This is a genomic window from Catenulispora sp. EB89 (assembly GCF_041261445.1).
Taxonomy (GTDB): Bacteria; Actinomycetota; Actinomycetes; order Streptomycetales; family Catenulisporaceae; genus Catenulispora.
Genome location: NZ_JBGCCU010000040.1, coordinates 35,256 through 51,578 on the forward strand (window position 1 = coordinate 35,256; position 16,323 = coordinate 51,578).

14 protein-coding genes and 2 tRNA genes are annotated in these 16,323 nt (G+C 71.2%); 9 read left to right on the forward strand and 7 right to left on the reverse strand.

Annotated features, from left to right (window positions below; all coding sequences use genetic code 11):
- Window positions 1–4: 4 nt before the first annotated feature.
- Window positions 5–811, forward strand: a complete 807-nt coding sequence (locus ABH920_RS46635; protein ID WP_370355810.1) for an SIMPL domain-containing protein — start codon at window positions 5–7, stop codon at window positions 809–811.
- A gap of 40 nt (window positions 812–851) precedes the next feature.
- Here ABH920_RS46635 and ABH920_RS46640 read toward each other — a convergent pair whose 3' ends face one another.
- Window positions 852–1,496, reverse strand: coding sequence for an NUDIX hydrolase (locus ABH920_RS46640; protein ID WP_370355811.1), 645 nt, complete (start codon window positions 1,494–1,496; stop codon window positions 852–854).
- Window positions 1,497–1,587: 91 nt separating this feature from the next.
- Here ABH920_RS46640 and ABH920_RS46645 point away from each other — a divergent pair.
- From ABH920_RS46645 to ABH920_RS46670, 6 genes are all read left to right on the forward strand, one after another.
- Window positions 1,588–1,660 (forward strand) — tRNA-Thr (locus ABH920_RS46645).
- Between the two features lie 78 nt (window positions 1,661–1,738).
- A tRNA-Met gene (locus ABH920_RS46650) sits at window positions 1,739–1,812 on the forward strand.
- Between the two features lie 110 nt (window positions 1,813–1,922).
- Window positions 1,923–2,087 carry a 50S ribosomal protein L33 gene (gene rpmG, locus ABH920_RS46655; protein WP_194892873.1) on the forward strand — a complete coding sequence of 55 codons (165 nt, stop codon included), beginning with the start codon at window positions 1,923–1,925 and terminating at the stop codon, window positions 2,085–2,087.
- Window positions 2,088–2,262: 175 nt separating this feature from the next.
- A complete protein-coding gene (locus tag ABH920_RS46660) occupies window positions 2,263–2,730 on the forward strand; it encodes a MaoC family dehydratase N-terminal domain-containing protein (RefSeq protein WP_370355812.1) in 468 nt (155 codons plus the stop codon).
- Complete coding sequence (locus tag ABH920_RS46665) at window positions 2,727–3,155, forward strand: MaoC family dehydratase (protein WP_370355813.1); 429 nt, start codon at window positions 2,727–2,729, stop codon at window positions 3,153–3,155. Before ABH920_RS46660 ends, ABH920_RS46665 begins: the two co-directional genes overlap by 4 nt.
- Window positions 3,156–3,303: 148 nt before the next feature.
- Window positions 3,304–4,368, forward strand: coding sequence for a UDP-N-acetylmuramate dehydrogenase (locus ABH920_RS46670; RefSeq protein WP_370355814.1), 1,065 nt, complete (start codon window positions 3,304–3,306; stop codon window positions 4,366–4,368).
- Window positions 4,369–4,618: 250 nt separating this feature from the next.
- Here the strand turns inward: ABH920_RS46670 and ABH920_RS46675 are convergent, their stop codons facing one another.
- The 4 genes from ABH920_RS46675 to ABH920_RS46690 all read right to left on the reverse strand — a co-directional run bounded on the left by ABH920_RS46675 (window position 4,619) and on the right by ABH920_RS46690 (window position 10,941).
- Window positions 4,619–7,162, reverse strand: a complete 2,544-nt coding sequence (locus ABH920_RS46675; protein ID WP_370355815.1) for an ArnT family glycosyltransferase — start codon at window positions 7,160–7,162, stop codon at window positions 4,619–4,621.
- On the reverse strand, window positions 7,159–8,445 hold the full coding sequence (locus tag ABH920_RS46680; RefSeq protein WP_370355816.1) for a glycosyltransferase: 1,287 nt from the start codon (window positions 8,443–8,445) through the stop codon (window positions 7,159–7,161). Before ABH920_RS46680 ends, ABH920_RS46675 begins: the two co-directional genes overlap by 4 nt.
- Window positions 8,446–8,686: 241 nt before the next feature.
- The gene (locus ABH920_RS46685; protein ID WP_370355817.1) at window positions 8,687–10,147 is read right to left on the reverse strand and encodes an ATP-binding protein; all 1,461 of its coding nucleotides are present in this window, start codon (window positions 10,145–10,147) and stop codon (window positions 8,687–8,689) included.
- A gap of 8 nt (window positions 10,148–10,155) precedes the next feature.
- Window positions 10,156–10,941 carry a response regulator transcription factor gene (locus ABH920_RS46690; protein ID WP_370355818.1) on the reverse strand — a complete coding sequence of 262 codons (786 nt, stop codon included), beginning with the start codon at window positions 10,939–10,941 and terminating at the stop codon, window positions 10,156–10,158.
- Window positions 10,942–11,162: 221 nt separating this feature from the next.
- Between ABH920_RS46690 and ABH920_RS46695 the strand changes: the two genes are divergently transcribed.
- Both ABH920_RS46695 and ABH920_RS46700 read left to right on the forward strand, forming a co-directional pair.
- A complete protein-coding gene (locus tag ABH920_RS46695; RefSeq protein WP_370355819.1) occupies window positions 11,163–11,831 on the forward strand; it encodes a TetR/AcrR family transcriptional regulator in 669 nt (222 codons plus the stop codon).
- Between the two features lie 136 nt (window positions 11,832–11,967).
- Entirely contained in the window at window positions 11,968–13,521 is a 1,554-nt protein-coding gene (locus tag ABH920_RS46700; protein ID WP_370355820.1) for an MFS transporter, read from the forward strand.
- Here the strand turns inward: ABH920_RS46700 and ABH920_RS46705 are convergent.
- Together ABH920_RS46705 and ABH920_RS46710 are read right to left on the reverse strand one after the other, a co-directional pair.
- Entirely contained in the window at window positions 13,408–14,286 is an 879-nt protein-coding gene (locus tag ABH920_RS46705; protein WP_370355821.1) for a lysostaphin resistance A-like protein, read from the reverse strand. The genes ABH920_RS46700 and ABH920_RS46705 overlap by 114 nt on opposite strands.
- A 155-nt stretch (window positions 14,287–14,441) precedes the next feature.
- A complete protein-coding gene (locus ABH920_RS46710) occupies window positions 14,442–16,244 on the reverse strand; it encodes an alpha/beta hydrolase (protein ID WP_370355822.1) in 1,803 nt (600 codons plus the stop codon).
- Window positions 16,245–16,323: the final 79 nt, after the last annotated feature.

Below are 16,323 nucleotides of genomic sequence, written 5' to 3' on the forward strand. Positions count from 1 at the left end.
GGCCATGGACCTCAACCTCAGCATCACCCGCCGGGCTCTCGTGCTCGGCGTCGCGACCGTGCTCGCCGCCGGCGGGGCGGTCGCCATCGGGATGTCCGGCGGTAGTTCGGCGCCGGATGCCAGTGCCGCGCCCTTTGGGGCCGCGCTCGTTGCGAACGGTGCGCCGGTGGCGCCGGATGCGTTTCCCGGCATCACCGTGGAGGGCACTGGGAAGGTGACCGGGACGCCGGACACGCTCGTGCTCAGCCTGAGCATCACCAAGGTTGCCTCGGATGTCAGCTCCGCGATGAACGGGGTCTCCGCGACGATGGGTGCGGTGCAGGCCTCGCTGAGTGGGAACCACGTCGCGGCCGGCGACCAGAAGACGTCCGGGCTGAACGTCGGTCCGCAGTATGAGAATTCGAGTGGTAAGCCGACGGTCAGCGGATATCAGGCTTCGGAGAACCTGACCGTGACGCTGCGCGATCCGAAGTCCGCGGGCGCCGTCATCGGCGCGGCGACGACGGCTGGTGGGAACGCCACCCAGATCTCCGGATTGTCGACCGATCTGCAGAATGACTCCGGGCCGCTGGCGCAGGCGCGGGACGCCGCCTTCAACGACGCCAAGGCGAAGGCCGAGCAGTACGCGAAGTCGGCGGGCCGCACTCTGGGCCAGGTGGTGCGGGTCGAGGAGAACGACGGCAACCCGGCCCCGACGCCGGTCAACTTCGCGCCCATGGCGTCCGGGGCGTCGCCGGCGAACCCGGTGCCGATCCAGATGGGCAGTACCGATGTCACGGTGCAGGTGACCGTGGTGTTCAGCTTCGCTTGAGCCGTTCGGCTGCCCGCCGTTCGGGTCGGCTGGTCGTGTCCTACTTCCGCTCGGCCAGCACGCGCAGCAGCCCGACCAGCGAGGAGGACGTCGCGATCTGCCCGGCGTCGATCAGCCCGAGTACCTCGTCCAGCGGAATCCACGCCACCTTCTCGGCTTCGTTCTCCTCCGTCGGCTCCCCGATGTACTCGGCGCCGACCGCTCGGAACAGCCGGTACTGCGACCGCAGCATCCCGCCGACCGGGTGAAAGGACAGCAACGGCGTGACATCGCTCACCCGCCAGCCGGTCTCCTCCTCGACCTCGCGGCGCGCGGTGTCCGCCGGATCCTCGCCCTCCTCGATCAGGCCGGAGGGGATCTCCCAGACCCACTTGTCGATCGCGAACCGGTGCCGCCAGATCAGCAGCACCTCCTCGCGCCCGGCCTCCGTCCTGGTCACCACGCAGCTCGCGGCGCTGCGGGTGCGGATGACGTGGTGCTCGAAGCGGGTGCCGTCGCCGAGTTCCACGTCGGCCATGAGGACGTCCACCCAAGGGTTCTCATACACGGGCCACTCGGAGTGCACGGTCCAGTGGCTCCGGCTGCGCGCCGGGGGCGCGGCCGAGACGTCCGGGGTGTCGCCGCGGATGTCGCCGCGGGTCTCGTCGGGTGTCTCGTGAGACGGCGTCGGCTCAGGCTCTGACATGCGGCTGAGCGTAGTGGACCGGGGTCGCGACACGGCGTGCCGAAACCCGATTTCGCGCCTGGCCCAAGACCGTGTAACTTATTCCCTGCTCGCCCCTTTAGCTCAGTCGGCAGAGCGTCTCCATGGTAAGGAGAAGGTCTACGGTTCGATTCCGTAAAGGGGCTCAGGTCACACCGGGGGTCCGGTGGACACGAAAGGGTGAAAGCCCGTGTCCACCGGACTGTTCCGGTAGTTGATCGAGTGGCGGTGTAGCTCAGCCTGGTAGAGCAAGCGGCTCATAATCGCTGTGTCGCCGGTTCAAGTCCGGCCACCGCTACGCATCTGGCAAAACCCTCAGCCCTGCAAGGTACTCTTGCAGGGTTGTCCATCGTGAGGGCCGACCTGGGAAGGTCCGGAGCCCTCGAGAAGTAGAAAGAGGCACCCCAAGTGGCTGCTGTCGACGTCCGGCCGAAGATCACCCTCGCGTGCACCGAGTGCAAGCGGCGCAACTACATCACCAAGAAGAACCGGCGCAACGACCCGGACCGTCTTGAGCTGAAGAAGCACTGCCGCTGGTGCAACAAGCACACCCCGCACCGCGAGACCCGCTAGTCCCGTGGCCCCGGGTCCGGCTCTCAGCCGGGCCGCGCTCGCCCCGCGCTAGCGTCGTAGCAGGCCCGCACTGCCGGGTCACGCCTCGCGGCCTGTAGTTTTGGACCGCCCCGCCGACTCCCGATCACGGAGTGGGCGCGGGCGGTTTCTTCGTATCCAAGGAGGCACAGGGACGATGGCCCTGGACGTCGGTTTCATCGGCCGCACCTATCCGCCCACCGCGGTGTATGAGGTCGGCCGCGAGAAGATCCGCGAGTTCGCCGACGCGATCGGGGACCCGAACCCGGTCTACCGCGACCCGGCGGTGGCCCAGGACCTCGGGCACCGCGACGTGCTGGCGCCGCCGACCTTCCCGATCGCCATCACCTGGCCGGCCGCGACGGTCATCATCGAGGACCCGGACTTGGGCCTGGACTTCAGCCGGGTGCTGCACGGCGAGCAGCGCTTCGTGCACAACCGGCCGATCTACGCCGACGACCAGCTGACCGCGACCGTGATCATCGAGGACATCACCGAGCGGATGGGGCAGGGATTCCTGAGCACCCGCACGGAGCTGAACACCGTGGACGGCGAGTTGGTGGTGACCGGCTTCTCCAAGCTGGTCGTGGTCGGAGCCGGCGGCGGCGAGGGGGAGCAGGCGTGATCAAGTTCGCTGACGTCTCGAAGGGCGACGTGCTGCCCGCCCAGACGCTCCCGATCCGGCGCGTGGACCTGGTGAAGTACGCCGGCGCCTCCGGGGACTTCAACCCGATCCACTGGAACGAGCGATTCGCGCAGTCGGTGGGGCTGCCGGACGTCATCGCGCACGGGATGTTCACGATGGCCTCGGCGATCCGCGTGGTCACCGACTGGTGCGGGGACCCGGGGATGGTCGTGGAGTACCAGGTGCGGTTCACCAAGCCGGTGGTGGTGCCGGACGGCGTGGACGAGGATTCCGGGGCCCGGCTGACGGTGACCGGGAAGGTCAGCGCGGTCAACGAGGACGGGACGGTGCGGGTGGACCTGGTCGCGACCAGCGAGGGTGAGAAGGTGCTGGGGCTGGCGCGGGCCGTGGTCCGGCTGCCCTGACACTGCCCTAGCACTGCCCTAGCACCGCCCTGCCACTGCTCTGCCATCGCCCTGACCTGCCCTGTCCGAACAGTTCGGACTCCGTGACGATCGTTCGGAGACTGAGATGGCACGCCCGCCGGGCCCGGCACCCGGTAGCGTGTCCCTCATGCTCGAACAGGCCTCGGCACCCCTCGCGCCCCTGACCACCCTGCGTGTGGGCGGACCGGCGCGGCGCATGGTGACCGCGACCACGGAGCAGGAGATCGTCGAGACCGTCAAGGACTGCGACCGCCGGGGCGAGCCGCTGCTGATCCTGGCCGGCGGCTCCAACCTGCTGATCGGCGACGACGGCTTCGACGGCACCGTGCTGAAGATCGCGCACACCGGCGTGACGAAGCAGAAGACGTGCTCGGGCCTGCGCCTGGGCGTCGCCGCCGGCCACGACTGGGACGCCTTCGTCGCCGAAGCGGTGGACCTCGGCGCGGTCGGCGTCGAGGCCCTGAGCGGCATCCCCGGCTCGGCCGGCGCCACCCCGATCCAGAACGTCGGCGCCTACGGCCAGGACGTCGGCCAGACCATCGCCTGGATCCGGGCGCTGGACCGCGAGACCGGCGACATCCGCGGCATGCAGTCCCGCTGTCTGGAGTTCGGCTACCGCGACTCGGTGTTCAAGCAGCACCCGGGCAAGTACGTGGTCCTGACGGTCTGGTTCGGCTTCGACCCGCCGGCCGCCTCCGAATCCGAGCGCCTGTCCGCCCCGATCCGCTACGCGGAACTGGCCCGCGCACTCGGCGTCGAGGAAGGCGACCGCGCGCCGCTCGCCCTGGTCCGCGAGACCGTTCTGAAGCTGCGCGCCGCCAAGGGCATGGTCCTGAACGCCGAGGACCACGACACCTGGTCGGCGGGATCGTTCTTCACCAACCCGGTCCTCGACGCAGCGGCCTTCGACGCCCTCGCCGCCCGCGCGACCGTGGCACCCCCGCGCTTCCCAGCCCCGGACAACCACGTGAAGACCTCGGCCGCCTGGCTGATCGAGCAGGCGGGCTACCCCAAGGGCTACGGCGCCGGCGCGGCGACCCTGTCGACGAAGCACACCCTGGCCCTGACGAACCGCGGCGACGCGGCGGCCGCCGACGTACTCCGGCTGGCGCGCGAGATCCGGGACGGGGTGCGAGACCGGTTCGGGGTGGAGCTGGTGCCCGAGCCGGTTTTCGTGGGCGCTGATCTGTAGCTTCGATAGTGGGGGTGGATCGCAAGTAAGCGATCGATCACTGCATATCAGGCGATAACGGGCGAGCCGGGCGAATGGCGCATCTGGTCTCGCGCTCGGACCCGGGCCGGCACGCCACAACCGGGGGCCGCGCCAGCCGGGCTGGCGCTGAAATGCTCATGCGGACCAAGTCTCCACACGCGAGTCGGCGGGTGAGTGGGCCGTACCCCACTCACCCGCCGAGCTTGTGTCCCTCCTTACGGGGTGCGCCTCACGACGTGGGCGCCGTCAGGTCGTAGATCGTGACGCCGTCGACGGTCTGGGCCTTGTAGTGGGCTGCGACCCAGGTGCTGATGGAGGTGCCTTCGTCGGCGCCGCCGTTGGCTCGCATGCCGATGCCGCCGCCGATGTAGTAGTGGATCTTGTGTTGGGCGACGTCGGCCTGGAACTGGGCCAGGGTCGGGGAGGGGTCGGAGCCGTTGAAGCCGCCGATGGCCATGACGGGGTCGCCGGTGCCGAGTTGGTAGCCGGAGGCGTTCTGGGCGCCGATGGCCGCGGCGACCCAGGTGTAGCTCGACGCGTTCTGCTTCAGCAGGGCCAGGATCTGGGCGCCGGGCTTGCTGCCGTCGAGGAAGTTGTTCATGCCGCCGGTGCCGCCTTCGGCGCGGGTGCCGCCGCCGAAGCCGCCGCCGGGGAACTGGTTGGTCGTGCCGCCCTGGGTGCCACCGGTGCCACCGGTACCGCCGCCGAACCCGCCGCCGGTACCACCCGTGCCGCCGGTCCCGCCGGTGCCGCCGCCGAAGCCGCCGGCCGGCGGGGTCTGCCCGGTCGTGCCGCCGGTCCCGCCAGTGCCGCCGCCCTGGAAGCCGGGGAAGGTGCCGGTGAAGTGCCGTCCGGTCCGTCCACCGCCGCCGAAGCCGCCGCCGGGACCACCGAAGCCCTGCCCGGCCGGTCCGGCCGAGGGGATGGAGCCGCTGTGCCCCTGGCTGGTCGTGGCCACGGCGTACGCCGCCGGGCCCAGCAGCGCCGCGCCGACGCCGATGGCCACCGCGGCCAGTCGCAGAGCCCTGTTACGCGGCGCCTCGGCGGCCGCAGCGGGAGCGGGAGTAGGCGCGATCGCAGGGTCCTGAGAAGAACCGTCAGCGGCGGCCGCAGCACCCTCGACCGGCACCCAACCGGGCTGCCCGACCGGAGCCGGAGCACCGGTAGCGGTACCGGCAGCGGCAGCGCCAGAAGCACCACTCGCGCCCTGCGCCCCGCTCCGCAGCCACCCCGGCCCGGCCAGCAGCAGCACCGTCCCGACCACCCCGGCGACCGCGATCAAATACCGCAGCCACGAGTACCAGTCCGGTGTCTGTCCCAGCAGGTGGAACGACCACCACGTGGTCACCCCCACCGCACCGGCCAGCCCGATCCGCGCCAGCGGCTCGGTCCGCCGCGCCCACACCATCCCGCCGCCGATGCCGAGGGTCACCGCGATGAGCGGCGCCAGCGCGATCGTGTAGTACGGGTGGAAGATCCCCTGCATGTAGCTGAAGACCGCGGCCGTGCTCACCAGCGACAGCCCCCACGCCAGCAGCGCGGCCCGCGCGTGGTCCGTGCGGCGCGCCCGGCCGGCGGCCCACAGGCCGAAGACGAACAGCACCAGCGCGGCCGGGATCAGCCAGCTGACTTGGCTGGCGACCTCGGAGCCGAACATCCGCCCGATGCCGGTGCCCGAGCTGAAGCCGCCGCCGCGCCCGCCGCCGGTACCGCCGGGCGGGGTGAACGTCCCGCCGGCGCCCGCCGCACCAGTCGCACCGGTGGTGCCAGTCGCACCCGCGGCACCCGCGGCGCCGGCGGCACCCGCCGCACCCCGCGCCGCGCCGCCGCCGAAGCCGCCGCCCACACTCCCGGTCTCGTTGCCGGTCAGCCGGCCGAAACCGTTGTACCCGAACGTCAGGTTCAGGAAGCTGTTGTCCTGCGAGCCGCCGATGTAAGGCCTCGAATTCGCCGGCGTCAGCTGCACGATCGCGACCCACCAGCCCGCGCTGACCACGATCGCCAGCCCGGCCGCGCCGATCTGCCACAGCCGGCGCAGGAACCTGCCCGGCCCCAGCGCCAGATACACGGCGGTCAGCGCGGGCAGGATCAGGAACGCCTGCAGCGTCTTCGTCAGGAACGCGACCCCGATCAGCGCCCCGGCCAGCACCAGCCAGCGGGTGCTGCCGTACTCCATGGCCCGCACCACCGCGTAGACGGAGATCGTCATCAGCAGCACCAGCAGCGCGTCGGGGTTGTTGAACTTGAACATCAGCACCGCGACCGGCGTCACCATCAGCGCGCCCGCCGCGAGCAGCCCGGCCGCCGCGCCGATCCGCGCGTCGCGCGTCCGGCTCAGCACCCGCTTCACCGCCGCGTAGACGACGCCGCACGTCGCGACGCCCATCAGCGCCTGCGGCAGCAGCATCGTCCAGGAGTTGAAGCCGAAGATCCGGCCCGAGATCTCCATGACCCACAGCGAGGCCGGCGGCTTGTCGACCGTGATCGAGTTGCCGGCGTCCAGCGAGCCGAACAGCATCGCCTTCCAGCTCTTCGTGCCGGCCTGGACGGCCGCGGCGTAGAACGAGTTGGCCCAGCCGGAGGACGACAGGTCCCACAGATACAGGACCGCCGCGGCCACCAGCACGCCGAGCAGACCGGGCCGGGCCCAGCGCGGATCGGACTCGGGCCCGCGCCAGAGGCGCGTCAGGCGGCCGGTCAAGCCGGCGGCCGGGGCGCCCGACGGGGAGCCCGTTCGGTATCCGACGTCTGACGTCGGGGACAAAGTGCTCATGACAGTTCTCCAGAAGTCTGACCCGCCCGGACCGGGGTCTCGTGGTCGGCGGACGTCAGGGGATGGTGCCTCGGGTGGAAGACCCAGGCGCGGAGCAACACGAAACGGGCCAGCGTCGACAGGCCGTTGGCGACGACCAGCGCCGCCACTTCCGTGGTGCGGGAGGGATGGTGCACGGCCGCGTGGACCCCGGCCAGAGTCCCGGTCGACAGCACCAGGCCGATGCCGAAGGCCACGAGCCCGCCGACCTGGTCGCGCAGCGCGTTGCGGCTGCCGGTGACGCCGAAGGTGAAGCGGCGGTTGGCCGCCGTGTTCGCGACCGCGGTGATCGCCAGCGCGACGGCGTTCGCCGCGAAGGCTCCCATCGGCGCGCGCAGCAGTACGTAAAGGAGCAGATAGGCGATCGTGGACAGCACGCCGATGGTCGCGAAGACCGGGATCTGCCACTTCAGCCCGGGCGGCGGATCGGCCGCCAGCACCCGGGCCCGGACCGGCGCGCCGGACGAGGACCGCAGCGAGGCCTTGGCGACCCGCCACATGCCCCGCAGGTCCGCCTTGGCGGTCTTCACGATGTCGACCCGGGAGTCCGGGTCGTCGACCCAGTCCACCGGCACCTCGTGGATCCGCAGCCCTGAGCGCTCGGCGAGCAGCAGGAGCTCGGTGTCGAAGAACCACTCCTCGTCCTGCACCCGGGGCAGCAGCGCCTGGACGACCTCGGTCTTGGCGGCCTTGAACCCGCACTGCGCGTCCGAGAAGCGGGCCGCCATCGTGGTGCGCAGCAGGAAGTTGTACGTGCGCGAGATGAACTCCCGCTTCGGACCGCGCGCCACGGCGCTGCCGCGGGCCAGCCGCGAGCCGATCGCCAGGTCCGAGTGGCCGCTGAGCAGCGGGGCCACCAAGGGCAGGAACGCGTTCAGGTCGGTGGACAAGTCGACGTCCATGTACGACACGACGTCGGCGTCGGACGTGGACCACACGGCACGCAGCGCGCGGCCGCGGCCCTTGAGGTCCAGATGGACCGCCCGCACCCCGCTCAACTCCCGTGACAGCCGGGCGGCGACCGCCCACGTGCCGTCGGTCGAGGCGTTGTCGGCCACAGTGATCCGGAAGGGATAGGGCAGGTTCTCGACGAGGTAGCGGTGCAGTCTGCGCACGCTGGCCTCCAGGACGTGCTGCTCGTTGTAGACGGGCACCACGACCTCGACCAGCCGTCTGCGCGGCCCACCCGCCGCCCCGGTGCCGGCGTCCGGCGGTTCGCGGTCGGTGAGAGCGGTTGCGTTCATGCCCTCGACGCTCGCGGCGCGGCGTGGGAGGGGAATGAGGCTTCGATGAAGCACTGATGAGAATGGGCGCGGTGCAGGTCGGACGTGTGAGCGTCTGTTGACAAACCTGAGATCGCGAAGCGGACGCGGAGCGTCGGAACCACGGCGCGGCGGCCGGGATTCCGACGTGGTCGTCACTGGATCAGTCTCGTTCGACTGCGGACGGTAGTGTCCATGATGACAAAGCCCTGATGGTCTCGGCTCAGGCCTCGGCGGTGCCGGGCAGGAACAGCCGTGCGATGGTTCCGGGGCCGTCGTACGGCCGCTCGAAGGCGATGATGCCTCCGGACTCGCGCGCCGCGCGGGCCACGATCGCCAGCCCCAGACCGCTGCCGGGCATGGCACGCGCCGTGGGGGAGCGCCAGAAGCGCTCGAAGACGTGCGGCAGCTCCTCCGGCGGGATGCCCGGCCCGCGGTCGCGCACGGTCAGCGAACCGTTGGCCAGCCGCACCTCCACGGCGGCTCCCGGCGGCGAGAACTTCACCGCGTTGTCGAGGAGGTTCACCACCGCGCGCTCCAGCGCCGCGCCGTCGCCGTGCGTGGTCCACGGATGCAGGTCGTCGATGATGGTGACCGGGGTTTCGCGTGCGGCGCCGCGCGGCCGGACACGCTCCACGGCACGTGCGGTGACCTCGTGCAGCGCCACCGGGGCGGTGACGGTCATGGCCTGCTCCGGACGCGACAGCTCCAGCAGGTCGGCGATCAGCACCGTCAGCTCGCGCATCTGCGTGCGAGCGCCGGTGAGCAGTTCGGTGCGCTTGCCCTCGGGCAGCGACCGACCGGACTCCTCGGAGCGGATCAGCAGGTCGATGGCAGTACGCAGAGATGTCAGGGGAGTTCGCAGCTCGTGGCCGGCGTCGTCGACGAGGCGTTTCTGCTCCTCCCGGGACGCCTGCAGGGCCGCGGTCATCGAGTTGAAGGACTCCGAGAGCCGCGCGATCTCGTCGTCGCCGGACACCGGCATCCGGACCGACAGGTCTTCGGTGCGCGCGACGTGCTCGACCGCGGAGGTCAACTCGTCCACGGGACGCAGCCCGGCGCGCGCGACCAGCAGTCCGGCGGTGGCCGCGCCGCCGATGCCGATCAGCGAGACCACGATCAGCAGCCAGGCCAGGCTGCTCAGGGAGTCGTCGATGGGGCCGTAGGCCTGCGACTTGAGGAAGACTCCGGGGTGGTGCGGGTCCGGGTTGGCCACGATCTGGACGCGGACCTTCTCACCGGTGGCGTTGACGCCGTCGCGCCAGTGCGAGGTGCCCGGCGGCGCGTGCTCGATCTGCAGGTCCGCGGTCTGGCCCTGGACCGCGGTGGATCCGGGCAGGGGACAGGTCTGAGTCCCGTCGAAGAAGGTGACGCTGACCGCCGCCGGCGGGAAATGGTTGACGCTGGTGTGCGTCGGGCTCGCCGCGCCGGCGCTCCCGCTGTTCGCCGCTCCCTTCCCGATGTCGCACGGAGACCGGGGCTGGTAGTCGGCCGGATCCGGTCCGCCGCCGCGCCCGCCCTCGGGGTACAGGCCGAAGCCCGGATCGCGGCTGCCGGCGATCGCGCTGTCCATCTGGTTGTGGAGCCGGTCCCGCACCGCGACGTAGGAGATCAGGGACACCGCGCCGATCGCGATCGCCACGGCCACGGCGCTCATGATGGCCAGCCGCGACCGCAGGGGCATGCGTCGCCTCATCGGCGCGCGCCGGAAGCGGTGCGCAGCGCGTAGCCGACCCCGCGCACGGTCTGGACCAGCCGGGGGAGGCCGTCGAACTCGGTCTTCTTGCGCACGTACATGACGTAGACGTCCAGCGAGTTCGAGGCGGGCTCGAAGTCGAAGCCCCAGACCGCGCGCAGGATCTGCTCGCGGGTCAGCGCCTGGCGCGGGTGGGACAGGAACATCTCCAGCAGCAGATACTCCGTCCGGGTGAGTTCGATGAGCTGGCCGGCGCGGGTCACCTCGCGGGTGAGCGTGTCCATGCGCAGGTCCTCGTACTCCAGGACGTGGTCGCCGTGCCCGGCCGCGCCCGGCGCGGCCTCGGTGCCCTCGACGGTCAGCGCGCCGCGCCGGAGCAGGGCCCGGACCCGGGCCAGCAGCTCGTCGAGCTCGAAGGGCTTGGCCAGGTAGTCGTCGGCGCCGGCGTCCAGGCCGGCGACGCGGTCCCCGGTGAGGTCCCGGGCGGTGAGCATCAGGACCGGCAGGTGCGGGTCGGCGGCGCGCAGCCGGCGGCAGGCGGTGAGCCCGTCCATGCCGGGCATCAGCACGTCCAGCACGACCAGGTCCGGTCGGCCGCGTTCGACCTCGGCCAGCGCGGCCCGGCCGTCGTTCGCGGTGCGGACCGCGTACCCCTCGAACTCCAGGCTGGAGGCGAGCACGGCGCGGATGCCGGGCTCGTCGTCGACGACGAGGATCTCGGAGATGCTCTGTCCTGCCGGGGACCCGGCCGGACCAGCGAGGAAGGGCGTGGGAGAGCTCACGGCGACCACTATCGGCGGGGTGGATGAGGAACGTCTGAGAATCCGTCAGGAGAAGTATGAGAGCTTTTCGGCTCCCGGACCACGGGTTCTCAGCTGCGGCGGCCGGTTTTGTCGAGGTGTTGCCCGGGGCGTGTGGGGCGCGTGGACAGGCCTGTTGACAGGTGTGAGTGAGCTCGGCACCGGGGTTGCGGGGCTGATTAGTGACTGCTAACTTACTTCTCATGAGCCCCCGCATGAGTGCCGAAGAACGACGCGACCAAGTGGTGCGAGCCGCGGTCGCCGAGTTCGCCGTCCGCGGGCTTGAGGGCACCTCGACCGGCGACATCGCCAAGCGGGTCGGGGTGTCGCAGCCCTACCTGTTCCGACTGTTCCCGACCAAGCGCGACCTGTTCATCGCCGCCGTGCAGTACGGCGCGACGCAGGTGCGCGACGTGTTCACCAAGGCGGCCGAGGGCAAGTACGGACACGCCGCGCTCGCCGCGATGGGCGACGCGTACCAGAACCTGCTCATGGAGGACCGCCTGGTGCTGAACATGCAGCTCCAGCAGTTCGCCGCCTGCCACGACCCGGAGGTCCAGGCCGCCGTGCGCGGCGCCATGCAGGGCCTTTGGCAGCACATGGAGAACCTCTCGGGTGCCCCGCTCGGGGTCCGCGTGGACTTCCTGGCCAAGGGCATGCTGTGCAACGTCATCGCCGCGATGGGGCGCGACAACGTCGAAGACCCGGAGTGGCAGCCGATCCTCAACGTGCTGCGCGACGACACCGCCGTCGCCGCCGACACGGCCGAGGAGCTCGACGCGGAAGCCGCGAAGGGGTGCTCGGACGAGCGGTCCGGCAGCCCGGCCGAGCCCGAGTACGCGAACTACATCGCAAAGGCGTTCACCGACTGACCTGACCGGTCGGCAGGACGCAGTCCGATCCGCCGCGAGGCACCTTCAGCGCCACCCGTCTGTCCACCAAAGTTAGTGACTGCTAACTACCCAACCTGCCCGACCTGCGCTGTTCCATGATCTGGAGGGGATCACCATGAGCACCGAGACCATCGGCCGGCACCAGGGCCCACCGTCGGACGGCCTCCTGGCCGCCACCATCGGCCACCCGGTCCGCACCTTCGTCATCACCGGGGTCGCCATGTTCATGGCGTCGCTGGACAACCTCGTCGTCAGCATCGCGCTGCCCTCGATCCGGGAGTCCCTGCACGCCGGCCTGTCCGGCCTGCAGTGGACGGTCTCGGCGTACACCCTCACCTTCGCCGTCTTCCTGCTGACCGGCTCCACGCTCGGTGACCGCTTCGGCCGGCGGAACATGTTCGTCATCGGGCTCGCGGTCTTCACCGCCGGATCGGTGGCCTCGGCGCTGGCGCCGAACATCGCGGTGCTGATCGCGGCGCGCGCCGTGCAGGGCCTGGGCGGCGCGGTGGTGGTGCCGCTGAGCCTGACGATGCTGTCGGCGAGTGTGCGTCCGGAGAAGCGCGGCGCGGCCGTCGGCGCGTGGAGTGCCATCTCCGGGCTGGCCGTGGCGCTGGGGCCGGTGGTCGGCGGCGCCGTGGTGGAGGCCGCGTCGTGGCAGTGGATCTTCTGGGTGAACGTGCCGCTGGGCGTGGTGCTGCTGCCGCTGGCGTGGTTCGGGCTCACCGAGAGCCGCGGCCCGGCGCGCCGGCTGGACGTGATCGGGACCGTGCTGGCCACCGGCGGTCTGCTGGGCGTGGTGCTGGGCCTGATCCGGGGCGGCGACGTCGGCTGGACCAACGCGCTGGTGCTGACCGGGTTCGTCGGCGGCGGGGCGCTGCTGGTCGCCTTCGTGGTCTGGGAGCTGCGGACCGACGCGCCGATGGTCCCGATGCACCTGTTCCGCGGCCGGGCCTTCCCGCTGACCAACTTCAGCACCCTGCTGATGTCCTTCGGGATGTTCGGCGCGATCTTCTTCCTCTCGCAGGTCTTCCAGACCGTGTACGGCTTCTCGCCGCTGGGCTCCGGACTGCGGGTGCTGCCGTGGACCGGCATGCCGATGCTGGTGGCGCCGGTCGCCGGGATCCTCTCCGACCGGATCGGCGGCAAGTGGATCGTCACGGTCGGCCTGGGCCTGCAGGCGGTGGCGCTGGCCTGGGTGGCCGCGGTGATCTCGACCAAGCTGGACTACACCGCGCTGCTGCCGGCCTTCCTGATCGGCGGGGCCGGGATGGCGATGTTCTTCGCGCCGATCGAGAACCTGGTGCTCGGCTCGGTGCGGCGGGACCAGGAGGGCATCGCCTCCGGCGTGAACAACGCGCTGCGCGAGTTCGGCGGGGTGCTGGGCATCGCGGTGATGGGCGCGGTGTTCTCCGCGACCGGCGGCTACGGCCCGACCGCGACCGAGTCCGCCGACCAGCACTTCATCGACGGCCTGATCCCCGCGGTCTACACCGGCGCGGCAATCCTGGCCGTGGCCACCGCCGCGATGTGGCTGGTCCCCGGCCGCCGGGCCGCCTCACAGCTCGGGGATGACTCCGACGCGCAGCAGGAAGCCGAAGACATAACCCAGGGCGTTGGTGGCCCAGTGGAAGGACATCGGCACCAGGAGACTGCCACTGCGACGGCGTAGCTCGCAGAACACCGCACCGCCGAGGCCGGTGAACACCACGGTCCCGAGATCAGCCAGCGCCGCCCCCAGCTCCGAAGGCCCCAGGAGCGAGGTGAGCGCTGGCTTCTCGGTGTTCAGGTGCAGCGAGGACAGGATGTGCCAGCACCCGAACATCAGGGAGCTGAAGGTGGTGGCGCCCAGCGGCGGCCACCGCCGCAGCGCCAGGCCGAACAGCACGCCGCGGAACGCCACCTCCTCGGCCAGCACGGTGGCGAACGGCACGTCGACGAACACCCGCACCGCGACCTGCCAGGCGCCCAGCGAGGCGTAGCGCTGGTCGGTGAACAGCGAGCGCGTGGCCGGCAGCAGGGCACCGCCGAGGTAGACCACGGCCACCCCGCCGATGATGACGCCCGACCACTTCAGGCCCAGCGGCCAGGATTTGCGGTCCAGGCCGAGCTCTTCGAGCGCGTGGCCGGACCACCAGGCCAGGGCCGCGAACAGGCCGGTGACGATGGCGGCGACGGCCAGGTCCGGCAGGCTGTCGAACCAGTGGACGCGGTGCTCCAGCCAGTTCAGCGCGGCCAGGAGGAGGACGGCGAGGATGAGGGCCAGGCCGTTGCTGAGGGGGCGCCGGAGGTGGCTGGCCAGTCGGGTGCCGGCGCCCGGGCTCGGTTCCGGCTTCGGACTCGGCTTCGGACTCGGCTTCGGACTCGGCTTCGGACTCGGCTTCGGACTCGGTTCCGGTCCCGGCGCCGCACTTGGTTCCGGCTCCGGGCTTGGCATGGGACTCGGTTCCGGTCCCGGCGGCGCAGTCGGGTCCGGCTCCGGCTCCGGGCCCAGCGTGGCACTCGGTTCCGGCGTCGGCGTCGGCGTCGGCCTCGGCGTTCGTGTCGGTGTCGGCGCCTGCCCCGTCGCCGGTCGCGGCTCCTCGGCCGGCTTCAACTCCACCTCCGGTTGATCGCGGCCATCACGTTCTCCAGATCCTCGGTCCGCCCCGCGCTCCAGCCCGGCGGCGGCAGCACGGCGGCCCAGCCGTCGCAGGCGCCGGTGCCGTAGCTGTGGCCGTGCGGCGTCGGCATGCCGAAGGAGACCGCCAGGTCCACCGTGGTCTGCCAGAAGGAGACGATCGGGTAGTAGCGCAGCTGCGGTGTGATGTCCGGGCCCAGGGGCGGGGAGGCCCAGCCGGGCTTGTCGAACAGCAGGTCCGGGGTCCACCACACCACCGGGTCCGAGGCGTTCTGCAGGTACACCACGCGCGGGTGGCCCCAGGGCGCGCCCCAGGGGAAGCGCAGGTCCACCGCGGGCCACTGGCCGAAGCGGATGTTCTTCGCCCCCTGATACACCGGCTGCCAGACCGGCGAGCCCGGGTCGCGGTGCGCGGTGATCTGCTGCCAGATCCGGCTGGCCTGCGGCGGGCCCTCGAACAGGACGCCGTCCGCGCCGTCGATCAGGGCCTGCGGGGTGGTGAAGACCGAGTCCAGGGCGTAGGAGCCCAGGGACTCGCCGGAGAGGACCAGCTTGGGGCGGCGGTCCGCCGGGATCGCGAGCAGCCGGGTGTGGACCGCCTGGTACAGCGCGCGGGCCGCGTGCCCGGCGCGCTCCTGGTCGACCAGGAACGAGATCCAGCTCGGCAGGTACGAGTACTGAAGTGCCACAGTCGCGGTGTCGCCGTCGTACATGTACTCCAGCGGGGTCGGGATGTTCCGGTCCACCCAGCCGCTGCCGGTGGTGCCGACCAGGTTGATCACCTTGCGGTTCCACGCGCCGGTCCGGTCCATCTCGTGCAGCGCCAGGGTCGCGGCGCCGGTGAAGTCCGCGGACTCCACCTGCTCGCCGACGTAGACCCGGATCGGCGGGAGCGCGGGCTGCCCGGAGAACGCCGCGAGCTCCTGCGTGGTCGGGGCGGTGGCCACGAAGGTGCGGCCCTTGGTGCCCAGGCTCGACCAGCTCACCAGCGACGGCGGGCTGCCGGCCACCTCCGGGGAGGACGGCCGGTGGATGCCCGGCTCCGTGCCGTCGTTGGCCTGCCGCGAGACGTGGTCCATGAACCCGATGAAGCCGCGGTCCCAGAGCACGTTCTTGGTGCCGACCACGACCAGCGTCGTGCACACCATCAGCCCGGCGGCGTAGGCCAGCGGCCAGGGCACCAGCCGCCCGAACCAGGCCACGAGCTTGCGCGCGAGCAGCCGGACGGCCCGGCACAGGACCAGCAGGAACAGGAACGTCCCCAGCGACAGCCCGATGATGATCCCGGCGTTCCAGGTCGAGGACTGGTTCTGGCCCATCAGCAGCTGCAGTTCGCGCTGCGCCCGGGCGCCCCAGACCACCACGGACACGCTCACCACGAGCAGCACCACCGGGATGAACTGCCAGGAGCGCTTCCGCAGGTGCTCGCCCAAGGTTCGGCCGCGGCGCCGCGCCACCGACCGGACCAGGGTGCTGAGCAACGAACCGACGCCGTAGCCGGCGATACCGGTGATGCCGCCGAGCAGCCCCTGCATGATCCACGGCCGGGGGAGCAGCGAGGGGGTCAGCGACAGCCAGAAGAAGAGCGTCGCGAAGCAGTAGCCGGTCAGGTCCGGCCAGCGGCGTACGACCCAGGACGGATCCGGCGGGTCCCAGTACGGCTTCCGGACGAACGACGCGACGCGGTGCGTCAGCCGCCGGCGGTGCGCGGAGCCCGAGCCGGAGTCGGAATGCTCGGTTGTGGAGGAGAAGTCCGTGAGATCCGATTTCTCCATCCGGCCATTATCAGCGCTCTCACGGCGAAATCGTGGGACCGCCGGACCGTCCGGGCCGCGATCGCGCGGAAGGGCCCCG

Excerpts from the sequence above, each read along its gene's own strand:
- ABH920_RS46700 (WP_370355820.1), top strand. The coding sequence starts at position 11,968 with ATGAGCACCGAGACCATCGGCCGGCACCAGGGCCCACCGTCGGACGGC.
- ABH920_RS46680 (WP_370355816.1), bottom strand. The coding sequence starts at position 8,445 with ATGAACGCAACCGCTCTCACCGACCGCGAACCGCCGGACGCCGGCACC.
- ABH920_RS46635 (WP_370355810.1), top strand. The coding sequence starts at position 5 with ATGGACCTCAACCTCAGCATCACCCGCCGGGCTCTCGTGCTCGGCGTC.
- ABH920_RS46640 (WP_370355811.1), bottom strand. The coding sequence starts at position 1,496 with ATGTCAGAGCCTGAGCCGACGCCGTCTCACGAGACACCCGACGAGACC.
- ABH920_RS46675 (WP_370355815.1), bottom strand. The coding sequence starts at position 7,162 with ATGAGCACTTTGTCCCCGACGTCAGACGTCGGATACCGAACGGGCTCC.
- ABH920_RS46670 (WP_370355814.1), top strand. The coding sequence starts at position 3,304 with ATGCTCGAACAGGCCTCGGCACCCCTCGCGCCCCTGACCACCCTGCGT.
- ABH920_RS46695 (WP_370355819.1), top strand. The coding sequence starts at position 11,163 with ATGAGCCCCCGCATGAGTGCCGAAGAACGACGCGACCAAGTGGTGCGA.
- ABH920_RS46685 (WP_370355817.1), bottom strand. The coding sequence starts at position 10,147 with ATGCCCCTGCGGTCGCGGCTGGCCATCATGAGCGCCGTGGCCGTGGCG.
- ABH920_RS46705 (WP_370355821.1), bottom strand. The coding sequence starts at position 14,286 with ATGCCAAGCCCGGAGCCGGAACCAAGTGCGGCGCCGGGACCGGAACCG.
- ABH920_RS46710 (WP_370355822.1), bottom strand. The coding sequence starts at position 16,244 with ATGGAGAAATCGGATCTCACGGACTTCTCCTCCACAACCGAGCATTCC.
- ABH920_RS46660 (WP_370355812.1), top strand. The coding sequence starts at position 2,263 with ATGGCCCTGGACGTCGGTTTCATCGGCCGCACCTATCCGCCCACCGCG.